This is a genomic window from Pedosphaera parvula Ellin514 (assembly GCF_000172555.1).
Lineage (GTDB): Bacteria > Verrucomicrobiota > Verrucomicrobiia > Limisphaerales > Pedosphaeraceae > Pedosphaera.
In genome coordinates this window covers 42,588-59,948 of sequence record NZ_ABOX02000047.1, presented here as the reverse complement: position 1 = coordinate 59,948, position 17,361 = coordinate 42,588, and the positions used below count along the sequence as shown (strand labels likewise).

At 51.5% G+C, this 17,361-nt stretch carries 17 protein-coding genes; 9 read left to right on the top strand and 8 right to left on the bottom strand.

The window, feature by feature from the left end:
* The 5 genes from CFLAV_RS25495 to tadA all read left to right on the top strand — a co-directional run.
* Positions 1-1,109, top strand: a 1,109-nt coding sequence (locus CFLAV_RS25495; protein WP_007417764.1) for an outer membrane protein assembly factor BamB family protein, incomplete at its 5' end; no start/stop codon positions are given.
* A 53-nt stretch (positions 1,110-1,162) separates the two neighbouring features.
* On the top strand, positions 1,163-1,672 hold the full coding sequence (locus tag CFLAV_RS25490; protein WP_007417763.1) for a hypothetical protein: 510 nt from the start codon (positions 1,163-1,165) through the stop codon (positions 1,670-1,672).
* Between the two features lie 222 nt (positions 1,673-1,894).
* Positions 1,895-2,674: a prepilin-type N-terminal cleavage/methylation domain-containing protein gene (locus CFLAV_RS25485; RefSeq protein WP_007417762.1), complete on the top strand. Its 780-nt coding sequence runs from the start codon at positions 1,895-1,897 to the stop codon at positions 2,672-2,674.
* Between the two features lie 164 nt (positions 2,675-2,838).
* The gene (locus CFLAV_RS33175; RefSeq protein WP_007417761.1) at positions 2,839-3,345 is read left to right on the top strand and encodes an NUDIX hydrolase; all 507 of its coding nucleotides are present in this window, start codon (positions 2,839-2,841) and stop codon (positions 3,343-3,345) included.
* Positions 3,346-3,365: 20 nt separating this feature from the next.
* Entirely contained in the window at positions 3,366-3,872 is a 507-nt protein-coding gene (tadA, locus tag CFLAV_RS25475; RefSeq protein ID WP_007417760.1) for a tRNA adenosine(34) deaminase TadA, read from the top strand.
* 17 nt (positions 3,873-3,889) lie between these two features.
* On the opposite strand, the gene CFLAV_RS25470 is transcribed toward tadA, so the two are convergent.
* The 4 genes from CFLAV_RS25470 to CFLAV_RS25455 form a co-directional block, all read right to left on the bottom strand.
* Positions 3,890-5,062 (bottom strand): alginate O-acetyltransferase AlgX-related protein, encoded by a 1,173-nt coding sequence (locus CFLAV_RS25470; RefSeq protein WP_007417759.1) that lies wholly within the window; start codon positions 5,060-5,062, stop codon positions 3,890-3,892.
* A 5-nt stretch (positions 5,063-5,067) separates the two neighbouring features.
* The gene (locus CFLAV_RS25465) at positions 5,068-6,522 is read right to left on the bottom strand and encodes an MBOAT family O-acyltransferase (RefSeq protein WP_007417758.1); all 1,455 of its coding nucleotides are present in this window, start codon (positions 6,520-6,522) and stop codon (positions 5,068-5,070) included.
* Positions 6,523-6,606: 84 nt separating this feature from the next.
* Positions 6,607-6,921, bottom strand: a complete 315-nt coding sequence (locus tag CFLAV_RS33170) for an isoamylase early set domain-containing protein (RefSeq protein ID WP_007417757.1) — start codon at positions 6,919-6,921, stop codon at positions 6,607-6,609.
* Between the two features lie 183 nt (positions 6,922-7,104).
* On the bottom strand, positions 7,105-7,872 hold the full coding sequence (locus CFLAV_RS25455; RefSeq protein ID WP_007417756.1) for a glycosyltransferase family 2 protein: 768 nt from the start codon (positions 7,870-7,872) through the stop codon (positions 7,105-7,107).
* 213 nt (positions 7,873-8,085) lie between these two features.
* Between CFLAV_RS25455 and CFLAV_RS33165 the strand changes: the two genes are divergently transcribed.
* On the top strand, positions 8,086-9,180 hold the full coding sequence (locus CFLAV_RS33165) for a sulfotransferase domain-containing protein (RefSeq protein WP_007417755.1): 1,095 nt from the start codon (positions 8,086-8,088) through the stop codon (positions 9,178-9,180).
* Between the two features lie 32 nt (positions 9,181-9,212).
* Here CFLAV_RS33165 and CFLAV_RS25445 read toward each other — a convergent pair whose 3' ends face one another.
* The 4 genes from CFLAV_RS25445 to CFLAV_RS25430 form a co-directional block, all read right to left on the bottom strand.
* The gene (locus CFLAV_RS25445; RefSeq protein WP_007417754.1) at positions 9,213-10,376 is read right to left on the bottom strand and encodes a glycosyltransferase family 2 protein; all 1,164 of its coding nucleotides are present in this window, start codon (positions 10,374-10,376) and stop codon (positions 9,213-9,215) included.
* A gap of 339 nt (positions 10,377-10,715) precedes the next feature.
* Positions 10,716-11,792: a glycosyltransferase family 9 protein gene (locus tag CFLAV_RS25440; RefSeq protein ID WP_007417753.1), complete on the bottom strand. Its 1,077-nt coding sequence runs from the start codon at positions 11,790-11,792 to the stop codon at positions 10,716-10,718.
* Positions 11,793-11,802: 10 nt separating this feature from the next.
* A complete protein-coding gene (locus CFLAV_RS25435; RefSeq protein WP_007417752.1) occupies positions 11,803-12,618 on the bottom strand; it encodes a glycosyltransferase family 2 protein in 816 nt (271 codons plus the stop codon).
* A gap of 2 nt (positions 12,619-12,620) precedes the next feature.
* Complete coding sequence (locus tag CFLAV_RS25430; RefSeq protein ID WP_007417751.1) at positions 12,621-14,492, bottom strand: ABC transporter ATP-binding protein; 1,872 nt, start codon at positions 14,490-14,492, stop codon at positions 12,621-12,623.
* A gap of 198 nt (positions 14,493-14,690) precedes the next feature.
* Here CFLAV_RS25430 and CFLAV_RS25425 point away from each other — a divergent pair, with 198 nt between their 5' ends.
* Genes CFLAV_RS25425 through CFLAV_RS25415 form a run of 3 tightly spaced genes read left to right on the top strand, consistent with a single transcriptional unit; the run spans position 14,691 to position 17,327 of the window.
* The gene (locus CFLAV_RS25425; RefSeq protein WP_007417750.1) at positions 14,691-15,800 is read left to right on the top strand and encodes a DegT/DnrJ/EryC1/StrS family aminotransferase; all 1,110 of its coding nucleotides are present in this window, start codon (positions 14,691-14,693) and stop codon (positions 15,798-15,800) included.
* Positions 15,797-16,738: an SDR family oxidoreductase gene (locus CFLAV_RS25420; RefSeq protein WP_007417749.1), complete on the top strand. Its 942-nt coding sequence runs from the start codon at positions 15,797-15,799 to the stop codon at positions 16,736-16,738. The genes CFLAV_RS25425 and CFLAV_RS25420 overlap by 4 nt, the downstream gene beginning before the upstream one ends.
* Before the next feature lie 22 nt (positions 16,739-16,760).
* The gene (locus tag CFLAV_RS25415; RefSeq protein WP_007417748.1) at positions 16,761-17,327 is read left to right on the top strand and encodes a GrpB family protein; all 567 of its coding nucleotides are present in this window, start codon (positions 16,761-16,763) and stop codon (positions 17,325-17,327) included.
* The last annotated feature ends 34 nt before the right edge of the window (positions 17,328-17,361 follow it).

The following is a 17,361-nucleotide window of genomic DNA, read 5'->3' as shown; positions in this document are numbered from 1 at the left end:
TTTGGGATGATTACATTTTCGTTACCAGTCCCGACGCCGAAAAGAATCTCAATCTCATTTGTCTCAATGCGAAGGATGGCAAAGTGCGCTGGCAACAGAAGGTGGCAGAGGGTGACAGGGAAAAAGGTCGGAACAACATGGCCTCGCCTTCACCCGTCACTGATGGAAAGATCGTGGTGACCATGTTCGGCACGGGCGATGTCGCGGCGTATGATTTCTCGGGCAAACAACTCTGGTCTCGTAACATCGGCAAGGAATACGGAAGGATCGCCAACATGTGGCTCTATGGCTCCAGCCCGCTGCTTTACAAAGGCCGGCTCTACATCCAGGTGCTCGAACGCAATCCAGTCCCGCCCGATTACACCCATGCCAATGATGGCAAGGAGGAGCGCGAATCCTACCTGTTGTGTGTCGATGCCAAAACTGGCAAAAACATTTATCGTCACGTGCGCCCTTCGGATGCTCTCAAGGAATCAAATGAAGCTTATTCCTCACCCATTCCTTACGAACATAATGGAAAGACTGAAATCCTCATCGTGGGTGGAAATTGCACAACGGCTCACGATGCCAAAAGCGGCGAAGAAATCTGGCGTTGCGGCGGCCTGAACTCAAAAAATGATCCCTGGTTTCGCATTGTTCCCTCCCCGGTGGCTGCTGACGGGCTTGTTTATGCCTGCGCTCCCAAACGTGAACCAGTCTTTGCCATCAAGGATGATGGAAAAGGAAATATTACCGACTCCAACGTCGCCTGGACCTTCAAGGAAAACCCTACCGACGTAGCCACACCCCTATTCTATAAGGGCAAACTGTTCGTCCTGGATGGTGACAAGTATGTGATGACCTGCCTGGATCCAAAAACTGGCGAAAAGAAATGGCAGGGAAGTCTGGGTGTGCGTGAAACATTCCGTTCTTCACCCACGGGCGCGGACGGAAAGATTTATTGCATCAGCGAAAATGGTTCAGTCGTGGTTTTGGATGCCGGTAATGAATTTAAAATTCTTTCTTCCTTCAAAATGGGTGAAGAACCCATTCGCTCCTCCATTGTCGCTGCTGATGGTCATCTTTTCATTCGCACCGGGCAGAATTTGTACTGTGTTGGAAAAAAATGACGGTTCGCGAATTTTTTTCACAACAAGTCTTGCGTTGTGGTGTAGAATGGTAAGTGGAGTTTCTGAAAATAGTTTTAACCTGCATCCTTGCCGCCGTTGGCTACGGGGTCATTCACGACCAATTTACCGCCAGAGTCTGCGTGGAATACTTCACCGTTGGCCATCCTCCACTGCTCAATACGAATTCGCCGACTCTCCTGGGTTTATTTTGGGGTGTGGTAGCCACCTGGTGGGTGGGGTTGTTGCTGGGGGTGCCGCTCGCCATGGCGGCGCGATTGGGTAAAAAACCCAAACTGACAGCCCAACAAATCGTATCGCCGCTCTTTCGCCTGCTTGGCTTCATGGGTTGCCTTGCTTTGACGGCTGGTCTGATGGGTTATGTGCTGGCCATGCGCGGCTCGATTCAGTTGCCTGATTTTCTAGCGGAGGTCATACCCCCTTCGCATCATATGGGATTTGTGGCCGATTGGTGGGCGCATTTTGCCAGCTACTTTGCCGCGTTTATCGGCGGCATCATCCTGATTTTTCTGAATTGGTTTCGTCGCAGTGAGTCCTCGGAATAAGCTGTGGCTTCGGCTTGCCCGCCCATTCCCACCCGATTCCAGACCGTTCTGGCCTTCAACATCGTCAAACGGTTTAAACGTCGCCAATACACAATCGTACCAACCTTGAATTGTGATTATGCGCCGCCGTAGTAACTTTGGGAACGGTGCCAGCGTGCCAAAACCCAAGGGCGATGTGTAAAACAGACGTGACGAAATCGCGGCAAGCAGGTCTAATCAGGTATGCCAAGGAACAATCAAGAGGGCTTCACATTGGTTGAACTGCTGGTGGTCATCGCCATCATCGGAATTCTGGCCGCGCTTTTGATTCCAACGCTGAGCCGCTCCATGGCGCGGGCACGACAAATTCATTGTGTTAACAACCAACGTCAAATCGGCATCGGCCTTCAAAACTTTGTTGCTAATAATCATGCTTATCCTTCGTATTATGGAAGGACGAACGGCGAGAATTCAGGAACTTGGGTATATCAACTGGAACGCGGCGGGTTTGACGATTCCCAACCTAAAACCAATTTTTACTCTGAGGGTGTATGGCAATGTCCATCAGCGAAACGGACTGCAGGCTGGTCGGCAGGCAGTATCACACGAGCTACCGCTTCCTACGCTTACAACTCTTTTGGCGTTGCTCCCGTAGGCTACAATGGTCCTGCTGCGATGGACCCGAAACATGCCGCGCTTGGCCTATACGGTTACTATCATCAGAAACCTTTCCAAATTGCGCCAATCAAAGAATCAGATGTGGTTTGCCCAAGTGATATGATGGCGGTTGGTGACGGTATTCGTGGTGGGCGTGATTTCATGCGCCAAGATTTGAAGTATCTGGAACAGCGTGGGGCTTCAGGACGGCACCAAGGCAAGCTGAACGTGCTATTCTGTGACGGCCACGTTGAATCGCCGACGGTGAAATTTCTTTTCGAAGACACCAGCGATGCGGCTTTGGTTCGGTGGAATCGTGACCATTTGCCGCATCGTGACCGGTTGAGTGACCCGTTGAGCCCCTGAATGAAACCTCCGCTCAATAGGCCGCAAGGAGTGTTTTGTTTGTCATTTCAGAAGTTTCAGCAATTGGTTTTGGCCGTAGCCCGTGATTTTGTCGGTGAAACTTGAGCTGGTATAAACGGTGGCTTCCGCTTGCCCGCTAAACGGGTGCGTGCTTCACTTCTTTAATGGCTTTGCCTTACAAAATTGCCACGCTGCTTTATTGCTTCAATGAACGCGATGAGGTGCTGCTGTTGGAACGAGCGCAGGAACCAAACCTGGGGCTATGGAGCCCCTGTGGCGGTAAATTGCATACCGAGATTGGTGAATCCCCTTATGCCTGTGGATGCCGCGAAGCATTCGAGGAGATTGGGTTGGAGTTGAAACCGACTGACCTCCATTTGACCGGGATCATTGCCGAACACGGATACCTGGGGCAAAGTCATTGGCTGATGTTCCTGTTCGAAGTAAAACCCAGGCTGAAGACCTTGCCGCCACCACACCGCGAAGGTGCGTTTCAGTTTTTCCCACGTGAGGCCTTGTCCTCCCTGAAAATGCCGGGAACGGATGTGGAACAAATCTGGCCGTTATTTTGGCGGCACCGTGGTGGATTCTTCGCCGCTTATTGTCATTGTCACGACGAAGGGCGCAACCACTGGACCATTGAAGAATCCATTCCCGCTTCCAAATCCTGACCCTCACCGCACAATTTATTATGGCCGAAGAACCGATCATTGACCTGCAAAGCGACAATTATTTCATGGGCGAAGCCCTGCGTCAGGCGGTGAAAGCCTATGATCGGGAAGAAGTTCCCATCGGCGCGGTGATCGTGCGGGAGGGCAGAATCATTGCCCGGGCCTTCAACCAGGTTGAAACCCTGAAAGATGCCACTGCCCATGCCGAAATGCTGGCCATAACCCAGGCCGAAGCCGCCGTGGGCGATTGGCGGTTGAATGAGTGCACCTTGTACGTGACCAAGGAACCGTGCCCCATGTGCGCCGGGGCCATTGTGCATGTCCGGCTGTCGCGGGTGGTCTTTGGCCTGAGCGATCCCAAGGGAGGCGGCGCGGGTGGTGCGATGAATTTGTTACAATTTCCCACGCTCAATCATCGGGCCGAAATCACCCATGGTGTTAGGGAGCAGGAATGCCGTTCATTGCTGCAGCAATTCTTTTCGGAACAACGCGCCCAGGCAAAATTGCGCTCCCAGGGAGGCGAGTAAGTCTTCCGTCTGGCAGACTACTGCAACGCGTCGAGATTTTTCAGCTTCGTAGCGTTTTCCTTATAAAGAAATCGTTCCAGCATCTCATCGATGACCACCTCAGGCTTTTCCTGTTCGATGAAGGCAGGTTCCCAATGGTATTCCCATAGGTAGAAGACCTGGTTGAAGTAATAGCCCAGGAAGGGAATCCAGCTTCCGGAAAATGAGTCCCGAAAGACAATGGCTTTTCCGGTCCCTTTGGAATTGGTTGTGATCGTCGGGTCGGTGAGCTTGGGCCATTTTTTATTGGGAATGAGCTGCAAGTCCGTGTCGATTTTTAATCTCGGAAGCTCCGGGTTTGGCAATAAGGTGGGAAAATCCTTTTCCAACATGGTTTTTTCCTGCCCCAACATTACCGCCAGGTCACCCCCCGGTTGATCTTCCGTGTGTTTTTTGAACTGATCATAGGACAAGGGTTCCAGCCGGGGCATCTGATGCGAAAGAGCGCGTATCAGCTCCTGATGGGCCACAAAGCCGCCATAAAAATTCCAGTGCGTATCGGTAAACTGATAGACCGGACAATTCTTTTTCGCTTCCAGCAGGCAGGGGCGTAAATCCACAACCTCCACTGTCGAATTCGCCTTCATGTAAGCCAGGAACTGATCCAGTTTCGTTGCGGGCCGAACCTTGGTCATCCATCCCGGCAATGCTTCGGGGTAAACGGACTCTTTGTTCGGGGTCACTACAAAAATATAACGAATTCCCCGCTTCGCGAGCCAATCGCGGCGGCTCTCCAACAAAGTCTGCCAGTCTTTAAGCTCCTTGGGTTCGAACTGACTCATGCCGCGGAAATTTTCAATCATCCGTTCGCCTGAGTAATACAACCAGCCGTCACGACCGATAACCACGTCGGCCAGGGACGATTCCTTGAACCAATCACGCCGCCAGCGACGATCCCACTTGACCAGCTGTTTTCGGAAACCGAAATGGTCGTTATAATAGGCATCCAAACCGCTGATAAAATTTCGGATGCCGTCCAAACTGGCGTTGAAGCTGGGGAAGGATGCCGGGGCGCGCTTTTCGTTTGGAATGGGGGCACGATCCAAATGAAAATAAGAATCCAGTGCCGGCAACCAAAGTAAACCGATAAAAAGGGCAATGATCACCCACTGAGTGGTTTTGCTAATTTTTTCCAGGGTGGATTTTGTCATGCCACTTAAAATCTATAATAAATGAACGGGTTGTATGTTCCTCCCGCCAACCACGCCGCGGAGATAAGCATCAGGGCAGTCAACATCACGGGTTCAATAACCAGGCCAAAGACTTGTGCCGCTGGTTGCACCGGATGCGGCAGGGATTTAACCAGGTTTGCGCAGCGTTGCTTGAACCAAGGCCAAAATGGCATCGAAAAGATCGCACCAATCAAAACTGACCAGGCAACCTGGCGGCTCAAATATCGGGCCAAAGGCTGGCTGGCTATGGTTGCGCCGCTCAAACCGAACATCGACTTTAGAAAAGCCATCGCCTGCGGAAAGGCATCGGCACGAAATAGAACCCAGCCCACCATGACCACAACCAGGGTGTAAATATGCTGCGCTGGCCGTGGCAGCGAATCCATGAGAGTGCCAAAGCGCGTCCGTTCGAGGACCAGGAACAATCCATGATAAAGGCCCCAGACAACGAACGTCCAACTCGCTCCATGCCAAAGCCCGCAAAGAAAGAAGACTGTGACCAGGTTGAAATAATTCCGGCCGGTGGAACAGCGGTTTCCGCCCATGGGAAGGTAAAGATAGTCGCGGAACCAGGAGGAAAGTGAAATATGCCAGCGTCGCCAGAAATCTTTGATGGATTGGGAAATATAGGGATAGTTGAAGTTTTCAATGAACTCAAAACCAAACATTTTTCCCATGCCAATGGCCATGTCCGAATAGGCGGAAAAGTCAAAATAGATTTGGAGTGTATAACAGATGGCACCAAACCAGGCCACCACGGGGGAAAGTTCCGCAGCCGGAAGCGCGAAAATCTGATCGGCGGGAATGGCCACTGCATTGGCCACGATCATTTTTTTGGCCATGCCACCCACAAACCGCCGTATCCCTTCAGTAAAACTGGCACGGGTAACCAGGCGCTGGGCAATTTGCGGCGCGATGGCGCTCCAGCGCAGGATCGGGCCGGCGATGAGTTGCGGGAAAAAGAAAATGTAGAGGGCCGTGTCAGACGGATTGCGCGCCGCCCGGCTCTTGCGGCGATAAATGTCGATGACATACGAAAGCGCATGAAAGGTGAAAAAGGAAATACCAATGGGCAGACGTATTTTAGGAAAGTTGATAAGCCCCAATCCCAGTGAGCTTAACAAGGGGTTCAGGTTATCAACAAAGAAATTGGCATATTTGAAAAAGGCCAGCAGTCCAATGTTGATGGCGACCGCCAGGCCCACCGCCCATTTCCTGCGTTTGGGTTCCGCCACCTTATCCACCCATAAACCCAGGCCGTAGTTCATCAGGGTGGAACAGAGCATCAACAAAACGAAGACCGCCTCACCCCAGGCATAAAAAACCAGGCTGACCAATAGAAGCCAGGCATTTTTCAGACGAATCCCCGGCAGACAGGAATAAATCGTCAGCACTATCGGCAAAAACAGAAATAAAAAAATGGGCGAACTGAAAACCATGCAGCCTGATACTACAAGGTTTTGTCCCCTTTAATTCAATCAGAATGTGTCGAAAAGTGACTTTGGAACGGTCTGCAAAGCACGCTAACTGACTGCCAGAAGCGAGACCTTCTCGTTCTTCTCGTTCCGGGCGATGCCTTGCGCCTTCGGGTCCAGGACTGGCTTCCCATCCACCAGATATTGGTAATGATGATGTCCATGGGGAAGGGGAATTTGAATGAGCCAGGCACCGTCGGGCTGCTTTTTCATTGGAAAAGCATTGGGATCCCAGTCGTTGAAGTCGCCGATGAGGAAAACACTTTGTGCCTGTGGAGCAAAATAAATAAAATTAACCGGCTTGGCCATTTTCTTGGAAGAATAGCGATCTTGAAATCCCGGGGCGGAAGTATTCGAATTCATTGGTTCAATTTAATTACTGTGTTTTTTGCGTCCTGACCTCCTGTCAGTCCGGACAATGTTTGCAGTTAAAGGAGCAGAAGAGAGTCGTCTGCGCAAGGGGGAGACTAAAGATTTATAAACGTGCGTTGACGTACTTCCAATGCAGTTCACTGGATGAATAGACGGGTTGACCCGTTCTGGCATTCAAGAAGATTTGTGCTTCTGCTGCAATTCCCACAGCTTGGCATATTTTAAAAACGTGGCAAATGCCCGCTCCCAAGCCAGGCTGACACCCAAAGTCCCAAACCGAATGCCGCCCTGAAACAAGTAGGCGGTGACGAAAGCCCATACCGTGCGCGTTAAAAGCCCAAAGGCCCCGATGCGGCGACCTTCCTGAAACATGGATTGAGCGGTAATGCTCGAATATTTGTTGTCCTTTTCCACGCGCGCTTCAAGGGTGTTGAACCCATAATGAGCAAAAAAGGCTTCGCCGTGCAGGGGCAGGGTTATTACCGAACCCTCCACCGTTGGAGCGCGGTGAATGCGATCGGAGTAACGCACGTAATCACGCTGAAACAGCCGCAGCTGCTCATCGGGAAACCACCCACAACAAGTGATCCAGCGATCGCTATAAAAATTGCGTCGGGGAATGCGAAAAGCCACTGCGGAGATGCTGCCCAGATGGTCCTTAATCCAAGTCGCGAGTCCAGGTGAAACACGTTCGTCAGCATCCACCACCAGAACCCAGGAATTTTTTGCCTGCGCGATCGCAAAGTTGCGGGCTGGTTCGACGTAACCGGTGCGTTCATGTTGGAAAACCCGGCAGCCAAAGGCGGTCGCAATTTCAGCTGTGCGATCTATGCTGTGCATGTCCACGACCACCACCTCATCGGCCCAGCGCAAACTTTCGAGACAACCGGGCAGGTTGGCTTCTTCATTTAATGTGTTTACCACGACCGAAACGGGCGTCATAAGGGATATGAACTATTCGGTTCGATGCAAGGAAGCAAGGTTGTTCTTCATGGAAAGATGCCCGGGGTTCTGACTCGAGAATTTCAGCGGGTGCAAAGCCGGACGCTTTCTGATGTTTAATGTTTATAATAAAAAAGCAGGTAACGATTTAACTGTGGGTAGGTCATTACCCCATATTCGACAAACCGCCGTGGCTGCAAAAATTACAGTACGATGTTGCATAAAAGTAGTTTTTCTGAAAGCCTGCCCGAAGGTTTGGGGCACTCCTCCTTCCATGGTGATTCCACTATTGCCCTGGGAAAGTCGTCCCTGGTCGATATTTCTACTAAGCAGGCTGAACCTTGTAAAAATGAAGCTGTAATGCAGGCATCCTTAAACCATCGGACGAACGGGGGACGTGCGACAAAGCTGGATTTCATGATCATCGGGGCGCAGAAATCCGGCACCACTTCGCTGCACAAATATCTGGAGCGGCACCCAAAACTCTACATGTTGCCGGAAAAGGAAATCCCTTTTTTCACCAACTCGGAATATTGCGCGAAGGGCTGGGAATGGTATTCGGATTTGTTTTTCAACGAGGCTCCGCCGGAAAAGATGTGGGGTAAATCGACTCCCGCCTACATGACCAGCCTGGAAGTACCCCGGCGCATTTTCGACCAGATGCCTCACGTAAAGTTGATCGCTTTGCTGCGCAATCCCATCGAGCGCGCTTATTCCCATTACAAAATGATGGTCAAGCGTGAGATTGAATCGCGCGACTTTCTTCAAGTTGTTGATGATAAGCTCAAGGCTGAAACCGTTGACCGGGAGCGTCTGTTCCTCCCGGGGACGGAGGACAATGGCTATGTCGCCATGGGTGAATACAGCCTCATACTCGAGGAATATTACAAAGTGTTTCCCAGGGAGCAGTTGTTGGTTTTATTTACCGATGAATTGAAAAAGGATCCCGCCACGGTGCTGAAAAAGGTCATGCGCTTTTTGGAGCTGGATGAGGATTTTTCCCCGGCAAATCTTGGCAAACATTACCATGTGGGCGGCACCAGGAGGCGCATTCCATTGGCCGAAGCTGACCTGGCGAGACACCCTTGGTTTCGCAGATTTCTAAGCTTCCTTCCGCTGCGCCTGCAATTTCCTTTCGAGAGACGTTTTCTCTTCTGGTACATGATTTGGAATACCAAACCTGATTCGGAAAAGAAAATGCCCATGGAGGCACACAAACGGCTCGCTCAATTTTATCGGGAAGACGTGCGGAAGTTGAATCAACTCATTGGTCAGCGCGCTCCCTGGGCCGAATTTGCGGATTGTTAGAAGCCGGCAATTGGCTCTGCCCGGCACCGTGGTTATTTCACGGGGCGTCGCAGTATGCGCTTGTAATAAAACCTTTGAAGGTTCTGTGCCGGCCGGCACAACTTATGGAGGAAGTAAAGCCAGGCGTACCATCCATCTCCCAAACAGCTTGCGAGTCGGTGTTCCAGTTCCGAGCATCCCTGGCCCTTTTTCGCATTCTTCCGCAACCAATAAAGCTGGGAGAAGAGCAGTTTGCGGCGTTCCGGGGTTTTCACCCATGGGCGTTTATAAAACTCGGTGAGCAGGACCAGTTGCTCTTTTTCGCCGATTTGTTGGACCTTGTTAACTTCTGTCTGCTGCTGTGGATGCTTGCGAAAGGAACAAAGTGGTTCGGAAGTGTAAATCGCGTTGCCTTTTTCCAGAAGGTGAAACCACATTTCAAGATCCGTGAGCTGGCGATAGCTGGGGTTGAAGCCACGTGCGGTGTCGCACTTGCGCATCAGCACCACGGAGGGTTCACCGATCAGATTGGCATTGCTTTCCAGGCAGCGCACGATGACGTCCTGCCCCAACTGCACGCCATTCGTGCCCAGGTGATCCATGATTTCGATCACCTGCGAATGTTCATCAAGAATATTCCGTGCCGAGACCGCGAGTACTGCTGAAGGATTTTCCTCCAGCATGCGGACCATCTTCGTTAATGCCTGCCGGTCGGCCAACGTATCGTCACCAAACAAAAATTTGATATACTCCCCCTTCGCCAGGGAGAGACAATAATTCCAGTTCGCCACCATGCCCAGATTTTTGGCATTGATCTGATAGCGAATCCGCCCGTCCTGCGCTGCATAATGCGCGATGACTTCATGACTGTTATCTGAGGAGCAATCATCCACAATGATCAATTCAAAATCCTCGAAATCCTGGTTCAGTACCGACTCGATCGTTTCACGCAGGTAACGAGCGTAATTATAGGTGGGAACCAGGATGCTGACTTTCGGCATGCGAACGGGAATTGTGGCGGGTGGACTTGCGGGGGACAACCGCCTTTGGAGCGGCGATGCCAGTTCCCCGGCCGAGACAGTGGCGATGCCTGAGGGAGCGGCGGCCTCCGCGGGAGCTTCCTGATAACGGTCAACGCGTCCGGCCTGGGCCGGGGCCTTGGTGTCAGTGAACAATGTGCCCTCCAAATTAAGGGAAGGGGTAGCGCCAGTGTTCATAAGTTATCTTTTAATGACATTGGGATAAATTTGTTGCTGCCAAAACAAGGAATCCCTCCTCGCTTCCAATGCTGGAGTTCAACGGTTGCACAACCCGCTCCTCATCGTACATTTTATGCTTTATAGCCATTGAACTCTACGGTGTTCTGAGATCCAGACCCGCGTTTTCAACCGGCTTGGCTTTCGCCGCCTCGAGTGCGTTCAGAAAGTCTAACCAGCCACCGGGCACGGGCCATGGGGTGTCTACCCTACAATCCCTTGGGCTCCACTCCTGTAGAGAAGACTCTTTCCCAAGTAAAGCAGTTACACCTTACTCTCAACATCCAAAGCCAATAAATGTCAGACGGCGAGCGGAGTGTCAATCCTGATTGATTCCAACACCGTTTCGGGCGAAAGACTTTCCAGGCATTCCATCCTAGTGCTTTTGCTCAGCAGACATTGCTCCTTATTGCACGCCACACAAGGCCATGATTGCTGGAGCACGGTAATATTTTGCTTTTTTTGGATGCGTCCGGACGGAGCGTAAGGTGCGTTAGTGGCATATCCATTCGGCCAAGGTCCCCAACGATCCGGCATCGTCGGTCCATAAAGCGCCACTACGGGAACTTCCAAAGCTGCCGCCATGTGAGTTGCCACGGTATCTACGCCCACATAAGTGCGACAACCATGAATGGCTGCGGCTAGTTGCGTTAACGTGAAAGATTTTGGAAATGACATCAATTTGCGGCCTGCAGCCGCTTCAATGTCCTGAAATTGCTTCTCATCCGCAGCAAATCCAGAGCGCGTGAAAATAGCGCGCAAGCTTGTTTGTCTCTGGATCAAATCCGCCAGTTGAGCCCAATGTCTGGCGGGCCAGTACTTGTAAGCCTGGCGTGTGAATGGATGCAGCAGGATGTAATCCTCTTCACCCAGTTGTTCCCTGACAAAATTGGCATCCGCCTCATCGTGTCCCATGACCACTCGCGAGATACGGGGAATCTTCAGTGAATCCAACTGTGACAGCATCAAGGGAACGGTGTGTTCCAGAGCCAGCGGATTGCATTGAGTCAGAAACAGTTTTTTCCACCAATCCTGCCGTTTGTAAATGTAAAACCCCACCGAGTGGCGTCCGCCGAAAAGGGTGAACGATGTGCTGCGATCCGACGGATTTCCGGCGATGGAATAGTCATAACGCCGCAAAATCCGGAGCGCCGTCCGCCAACCTGACGTTCCGGGCTCGATGGTGTGAACCTGGCGGACGTAGGGATTTTTGGCCAGCACGCCTTCGGTGCCCTTGAACACCACGTAATCCACCGTGGCATCGGGCAGATGCGTTTTGATCGAAACAGCCAGCGGCGTTGAAAGGAGAACATCGCCAATAAATCTCAAGGAGACGATCAGGAACGAAGGATTTTTTGGGAAATTGGCAGGTTTCATCCCAGGAGCCTCAATGGTGTTCCAATTTGCCGGCGCGCCACTTTTCCATCAAGGAATGGCCGCACTCTCGTAATTCCCTGGCTCGCCAGGAGGCGGCCTGCGCTTTTTGTCTCAGCTTTTGCAGGCGGCGAGCGAGCCAGTTCAGTTTCCATTTCTTGCGAAAATACGCCCGGTTTTCCGCTTCGTACGGCCTCACGGTTTTGCTTTCGCGAATGGAGTTTTGCGTGATGGAACCAAAATGATGAATGAATGATCGACCTGTGGTGCCCAGTTTGAATCCTGCGGCCTGTGCCCGCTTGAAAAAATCCGAGTCTTCAAACTGGCCGATGCGGAAGTTTTCGTCGAAAAGGCCGACTTTCTCGAACACCCGCCGATGTACCATGAAGCAGATGCCATTGGCCACGCCGAAGCGCACGGCTTTGCCTGTGTTATTGACGAACTGTTGCGCGTAGGTTTCCAAATCGTAGTTCAATTCGCCTTCGCGAATGCCGGGACTCACGATGTCGAGGCCATTTTGCTCTGCGAACGCCACCAATCCTTCCAGCCAGCCTGAGCTCAGAAGAACATCATTGTTCAGAATGACAACCCAATCTGCAGTGGTTGCTTTCACCCCTTGATTCCAGGCGGCAGCACAGCCTTTATTTTCCGGATTGCTGATGATCGTTGCCGAGGTGCAGGTGGAAAGAAATGCTGTCGTGCCATCAGACGAACCATTATTGACGATTACAATGACAACGTCAGGACTAATGGTTTTCCGCAGGCTTTCCAGGCAACCTTGCGTGTAATTCAACTGGTTAAAAACCGGGATGACAATGCCGACGCTCATGCCTACCGCTGGGCCACTAATTTGGATTTTGCGTGGATGCCTTGTTTGCGCGCCAGATTGGCAAAGGTTCCATTCGCATGGAGCAACTCATCAAAATGTCCTTCTTCGACGATGCGGCCATTGTCCATGACAATGATCTTATCCGTGTTGGTCAAAGTGGAAAGGCGATGGGCGATACAAATAACGGTCCGGTGTTCTGCCAATCGATCGATGGCTGCCTGCACTTCGCCTTCAGCCTTGGCATCCAGACTGGCGGTTGCTTCATCCAGGATGAGTATCGGGGCATTGCGCACAAATGCCCGCGCAATGCAAAGGCGCTGTTTCTGGCCGCCAGAAAGGTTTTTTCCCATTTCGCCCGGGCGAGTATCGTAACCTTTTGGCAGCGCCATGATGAAGTCATGGGCGTAAGCAGCTTTTGCAGCTGCCTCGATTTCCTCGCGGCTGGCACCCGGTTTCCCATTGGCGATGTTCTCAGCAATGGTCTGATCGAATAGCACGATATCCTGGCTTACCAGCGCCATTTGTGAGCGCATGTCGGTGACTGAAAGTTCCCGCACGTCATGACCATCGATCTTGATGACGCCGGAAACAGGGTCGTAGAAACGAAGAGTCAAACTTACCAAAGTGCTCTTGCCTGAGCCGCTTTCGCCAGCGATACCTAATTTCATACCTCGCGGTATCGTCAGGCTGAAGTTTTTGAGAGCGGGTCCTTTTCCTTCGTAAGCGAAGGTCACATTTTCAAAGGTTATCGCTTTCTGAAAGCTCTTTAACGGAATGGCGTCTACTTTTTCCTTAACGGTAGGCTGGAGCGCAAAAAGCTGAATCAACCGCTCTGCCCCCACGTTTGCCTGCTGAAAATACACAGGGATGCCGCCCAGCTTTTTAATGGGGGTATACATGCTAATGATACCAACCAAAAAGGCAGCCATATGAGGAATGTCGCGATGGGTTTTGCAAATGAAGATGATAACGACGCCCAAGCCCATTACGGAAAGGGTTTCGATGATCGGGTTGATCAGTTCCTTGGCCTGCACACTCTTCATTCCGATACGAACCAAACGTTCATAGATTCCTTTGAAACGCTGCATCTGAAAGGGTTCGAGGCAGAATGCTTTAACGACACGAATACTACTGTAGACTTCCACAACCAGGCTGTCCTGCCCGATGCCTTCCTGCACGCTCGATTTGAATGCCTTCTTGGCCTTTTTACTAAGAATGCGAATCGGAATAACAATGGTGGGTACAAACATCAGTGAAAGCAGCGTCAGTTTGGGGTCCATCCAAAAAAGCCCGGCTGCCACCCCGACAACTGTTATCGGTTCCTTGATCAGATCGGAAAAGCCCAAACTCATGCAGCGATAAAGCGCCTGGGTATCGCCATTTACCCTTCCCATTAAATCGCCGAGGGTGGATTTGTTGAAGAAATCCATCGAAAGTGAGTTCAGCTTGTGGAGCAAGTCCAGGCGCAGATCTTTGATGACCCGTTCACTGACCCAGGCCATGCAATAACTGTTCAGATAACCTACGCTGCCGCGAAAGAAAACCAGGATCGGCAGCAATAGCAAGCCGCCCAGAATTTGCCGCCACTTCAGCTCGGTATTAATCCTAGGCAGCCAGGGATCGACGACTGTTTCAACTGTCTGTTGGATTTGCTTTGCCTGTTCAGAAAAAATTCCCGGGGTTTTTTTACTGTCGGGCATCGCAGTCGACTCAGCCGGCGGCGTCAGGCGCGTAAACAAAGTCTTGGTCGCCCAGATAAAGCTGGCATTGGAAGCGCCGAACAGGAACCCCAACAGGATGCCTGCCATCAAGCGCCCCTTATAACGGCGCAGATAAGGCCAACCAAACTTAAAAATGCTCTTCAGATTATTCATCAAATATTGCCTTTTACATAGTTGAGGCTTCGGGCCATGTGTCAACTATTTTGCAGCCACTTTGGACGACGTTTTTCGCCGCCGTGATTGCTTTAAAGGCAGGTTCCATGTTACCAAGGGGAATTGCATAAGCAAGAAACGTCCTTGCGGTTCTCGCTGGTGAGTCTGCGGGTGTTTCAGAAAGTAATATAGTTTATAATGGATCAACCCATTCCATATCTGGATTTGGCGGCCCAAATGCGGCCGTTACGCAAGGAAATTGACGCAGTTATCGCTAAAGCTCTGGATAATTGCACTTTTTGCCTTGGACCCGATGTCGTCCAATTCGAAAAAGATTTCGCGGCCTATTGTGATGCCAAACATGCCTTGGGCTTCAATAGCGGCACCTCCGCTCTCCATGTGGCCATGTTGCTCCTGAATTTGAAGCCGGGCGACGAGGTCATCACCACCCCTTACACTTTTGTCGCAACCAGTTGGGCCATCTCTTACTGTGGTGCCACGCCGGTTTATGTGGATATTGATGAGACAACCTTCAACCTTGATCCCAAACTGGTTGAAAAAGCGATCACTCCCCGCACCAAAGCCATCCTGCCGGTTCATCTCTACGGTCAACCATGCGACCTCGACCCCTTGCTCGAAATTTGCCGCAAACACAACCTGGCGCTGGTCGAAGATGCCGCCCAAGCTCATGGGGCCAAGTACAAGGGAAAAAAGATTGGCACGTTTGGCGAAATTTCCTGTTTCAGCTTTTATCCCACCAAGAACGTGGGTGCCTGCGGTGAAGGCGGTGCGTTGGTCACCAATAACGATGCGTTTGCGACTCGTGCAAAATCATTGCGCGAGCATGGATCGACTGTGCGCTATTACCACGATGAGGTGGGCTATAATTACCGCATGGAAGGCATTCAAGGTGCCGTCCTCGGCGTGAAGCTCAAGTATCTGGAAAAGTGGAATCGTGAGCGCCGCCACGTGGCCATGCGTTATCATGAACTGTTGGCCGACACTCCGTTGCGTCTGCCTGCCGAAGGGCCTTACGCCGAAAGCATTTATCATCTCTACACAGTGCGCCACCCGAGCCGCGACGATCTCAAGAAGCACTTGGAAGCGCATAAGATTGGGTCCGCCCTGCATTATCCGCTCCCGCTTCATTTGCAGAAATGCTACGCTTCGCTTGGCTACAAACCGGGTGATTTCCCGATTGCCGAGCAAGCCGCGCGCGAGTGCCTGGTGTTGCCGATTTATCCGGAGCTGACCGACGAGCAAATCCAACGCGTCGCTTCCACCATCAAACAATTCTTCAACCAATGAAAGTTTTGGTTACCGGCGGGGCAGGGTTCATCGGCTCGCATTTAGCCGAAGCCCTCTGCCGTCGCGGTGCCAGGGTGGTGGTGCTCGATAATCTATCCTCGGGCAAAACTTCGAATCTGGATTGGAAGCGCAGCAGCGATGATCTGGAATGTATCCAAGGCGATGTCGCTGACGAACTGCTCGTAAAAGATCTTATTCAGGGCTGCGAATGGGTTTTTCATGAAGCGGCGATGACTTCGGTTCCAATTTCCGTAGCCAAGCCGCTGGAAACCCACCAACACAATGTCGATGGCACGTTGCGGCTGCTTATTTTGGCGCGGGCTGCAGGAGTAAAACGTTTCCTGTTTGCCTCTTCCTCCTCGATTTACGGAGATAGCCCGCTGACGTCGAAGCATGAATCCATGCCGCCAGCCCCGCTCTCGCCTTACGCCCTGCAGAAATTTGCTGCCGAAAAATACTGCCAGCTTTTCCACCAGTTGTATGACCTGCCGACGGTGAGTCTCCGCTACTTTAACGTATTTGGGCCGCGACAAGCATTCGATTCCCCGTATTCCGGCGTGATAGCGAAGTTTTGTACCTCCATGCTGCAAGGCCAGCCACCAACCATCTATGGTGACGGATTGCAATCCCGCGATTTCACCTATATCGAAAACGTGATTCAGGCCAATCTCGCTGCCGCCGAGGCTCCGTCCGACAAGGTTATCGGCAAGGTTTTCAATATCGCGGCTGGTCAGAGCATCTCCCTTTTGCAACTATTTCGCGAACTGAACCAACTCACTGGCCAGTCCTTGAAACCGCGATTTGAGCCCGCCCGTTTAGGCGATGTGAAGCACTCGCAAGCCGATATTTCAGCGGCAAAGCAGGCGCTTGGATACGAGCCAAAAGTGAACTGGCAGGCAGGGCTGAAACGGACGCTGGAGTTTTATCGCCAGCAATGATTTTCACTGCTGACTCTGATTTATGTCCAATGCATCCCAGAAAATTATTGTTGAGGACTACAATCCGGAATGGGCCAATCATTTTGAGGAATTAAAGAGGAGAATTTGGGGTGCGGTCTCTGATGTCGCGTTGTCCATTGAGCATGTCGGGAGCACGTCGGTGGTGGGGTTACCTGCGAAGCCTATCATTGATATCGACATCGTCATTTCATCCCATCAACAACTGGCTCCAGTTATCGAGCGACTTCGGAAGCTAGGCTATGAGCATCGTGGCTCCCTGGGAATTGAGGGACGGGACGCCTTCCGTGCTCCCGAGGGCGCCATCAAACATAATTTATATGTGTGTTTGCAAGGTTGTACCGCCCTCAAGAACCATCTCCTGCTGCGTGATCGTTTGCGACAGGATGCAAAGGCCCGTTCTCAATACGGAGAACCCAAAAAGAGTCTCGCCCTTAAGTTTGCCGATTCGATAGACGACTACGTGGAAGGCAAAACATCTTTCATTTTAAGTTTGCTTCCAGATGATGGCTTTCAAACCGAAGAACTTGATGTAATCCGGGCTGTTAATAAGGCTCCTGCCAGGAAATAAGTATCCTGCTGCGGCCAACTTTGCAGTGACTTTA

Coding starts and splice junctions, on each gene's coding strand:
- tadA (WP_007417760.1), top strand. CDS start 3,366: ATGGCCGAAGAACCGATCATTGACCTGCAAAGCGACAATTATTTCATG.
- CFLAV_RS25470 (WP_007417759.1), bottom strand. CDS start 5,062: ATGACAAAATCCACCCTGGAAAAAATTAGCAAAACCACTCAGTGGGTG.
- CFLAV_RS25455 (WP_007417756.1), bottom strand. CDS start 7,872: ATGACGCCCGTTTCGGTCGTGGTAAACACATTAAATGAAGAAGCCAAC.
- CFLAV_RS25465 (WP_007417758.1), bottom strand. CDS start 6,522: ATGGTTTTCAGTTCGCCCATTTTTTTATTTCTGTTTTTGCCGATAGTG.
- CFLAV_RS25420 (WP_007417749.1), top strand. CDS start 15,797: ATGAAAGTTTTGGTTACCGGCGGGGCAGGGTTCATCGGCTCGCATTTA.
- CFLAV_RS25485 (WP_007417762.1), top strand. CDS start 1,895: ATGCCAAGGAACAATCAAGAGGGCTTCACATTGGTTGAACTGCTGGTG.
- CFLAV_RS25425 (WP_007417750.1), top strand. CDS start 14,691: ATGGATCAACCCATTCCATATCTGGATTTGGCGGCCCAAATGCGGCCG.
- CFLAV_RS25430 (WP_007417751.1), bottom strand. CDS start 14,492: ATGAATAATCTGAAGAGCATTTTTAAGTTTGGTTGGCCTTATCTGCGC.
- CFLAV_RS25435 (WP_007417752.1), bottom strand. CDS start 12,618: ATGAGCGTCGGCATTGTCATCCCGGTTTTTAACCAGTTGAATTACACG.
- CFLAV_RS33165 (WP_007417755.1), top strand. CDS start 8,086: ATGTTGCATAAAAGTAGTTTTTCTGAAAGCCTGCCCGAAGGTTTGGGG.
- CFLAV_RS25415 (WP_007417748.1), top strand. CDS start 16,761: ATGTCCAATGCATCCCAGAAAATTATTGTTGAGGACTACAATCCGGAA.
- CFLAV_RS33170 (WP_007417757.1), bottom strand. CDS start 6,921: ATGAATTCGAATACTTCCGCCCCGGGATTTCAAGATCGCTATTCTTCC.
- CFLAV_RS25440 (WP_007417753.1), bottom strand. CDS start 11,792: ATGAAACCTGCCAATTTCCCAAAAAATCCTTCGTTCCTGATCGTCTCC.
- CFLAV_RS33175 (WP_007417761.1), top strand. CDS start 2,839: ATGGCTTTGCCTTACAAAATTGCCACGCTGCTTTATTGCTTCAATGAA.
- CFLAV_RS25445 (WP_007417754.1), bottom strand. CDS start 10,376: ATGAACACTGGCGCTACCCCTTCCCTTAATTTGGAGGGCACATTGTTC.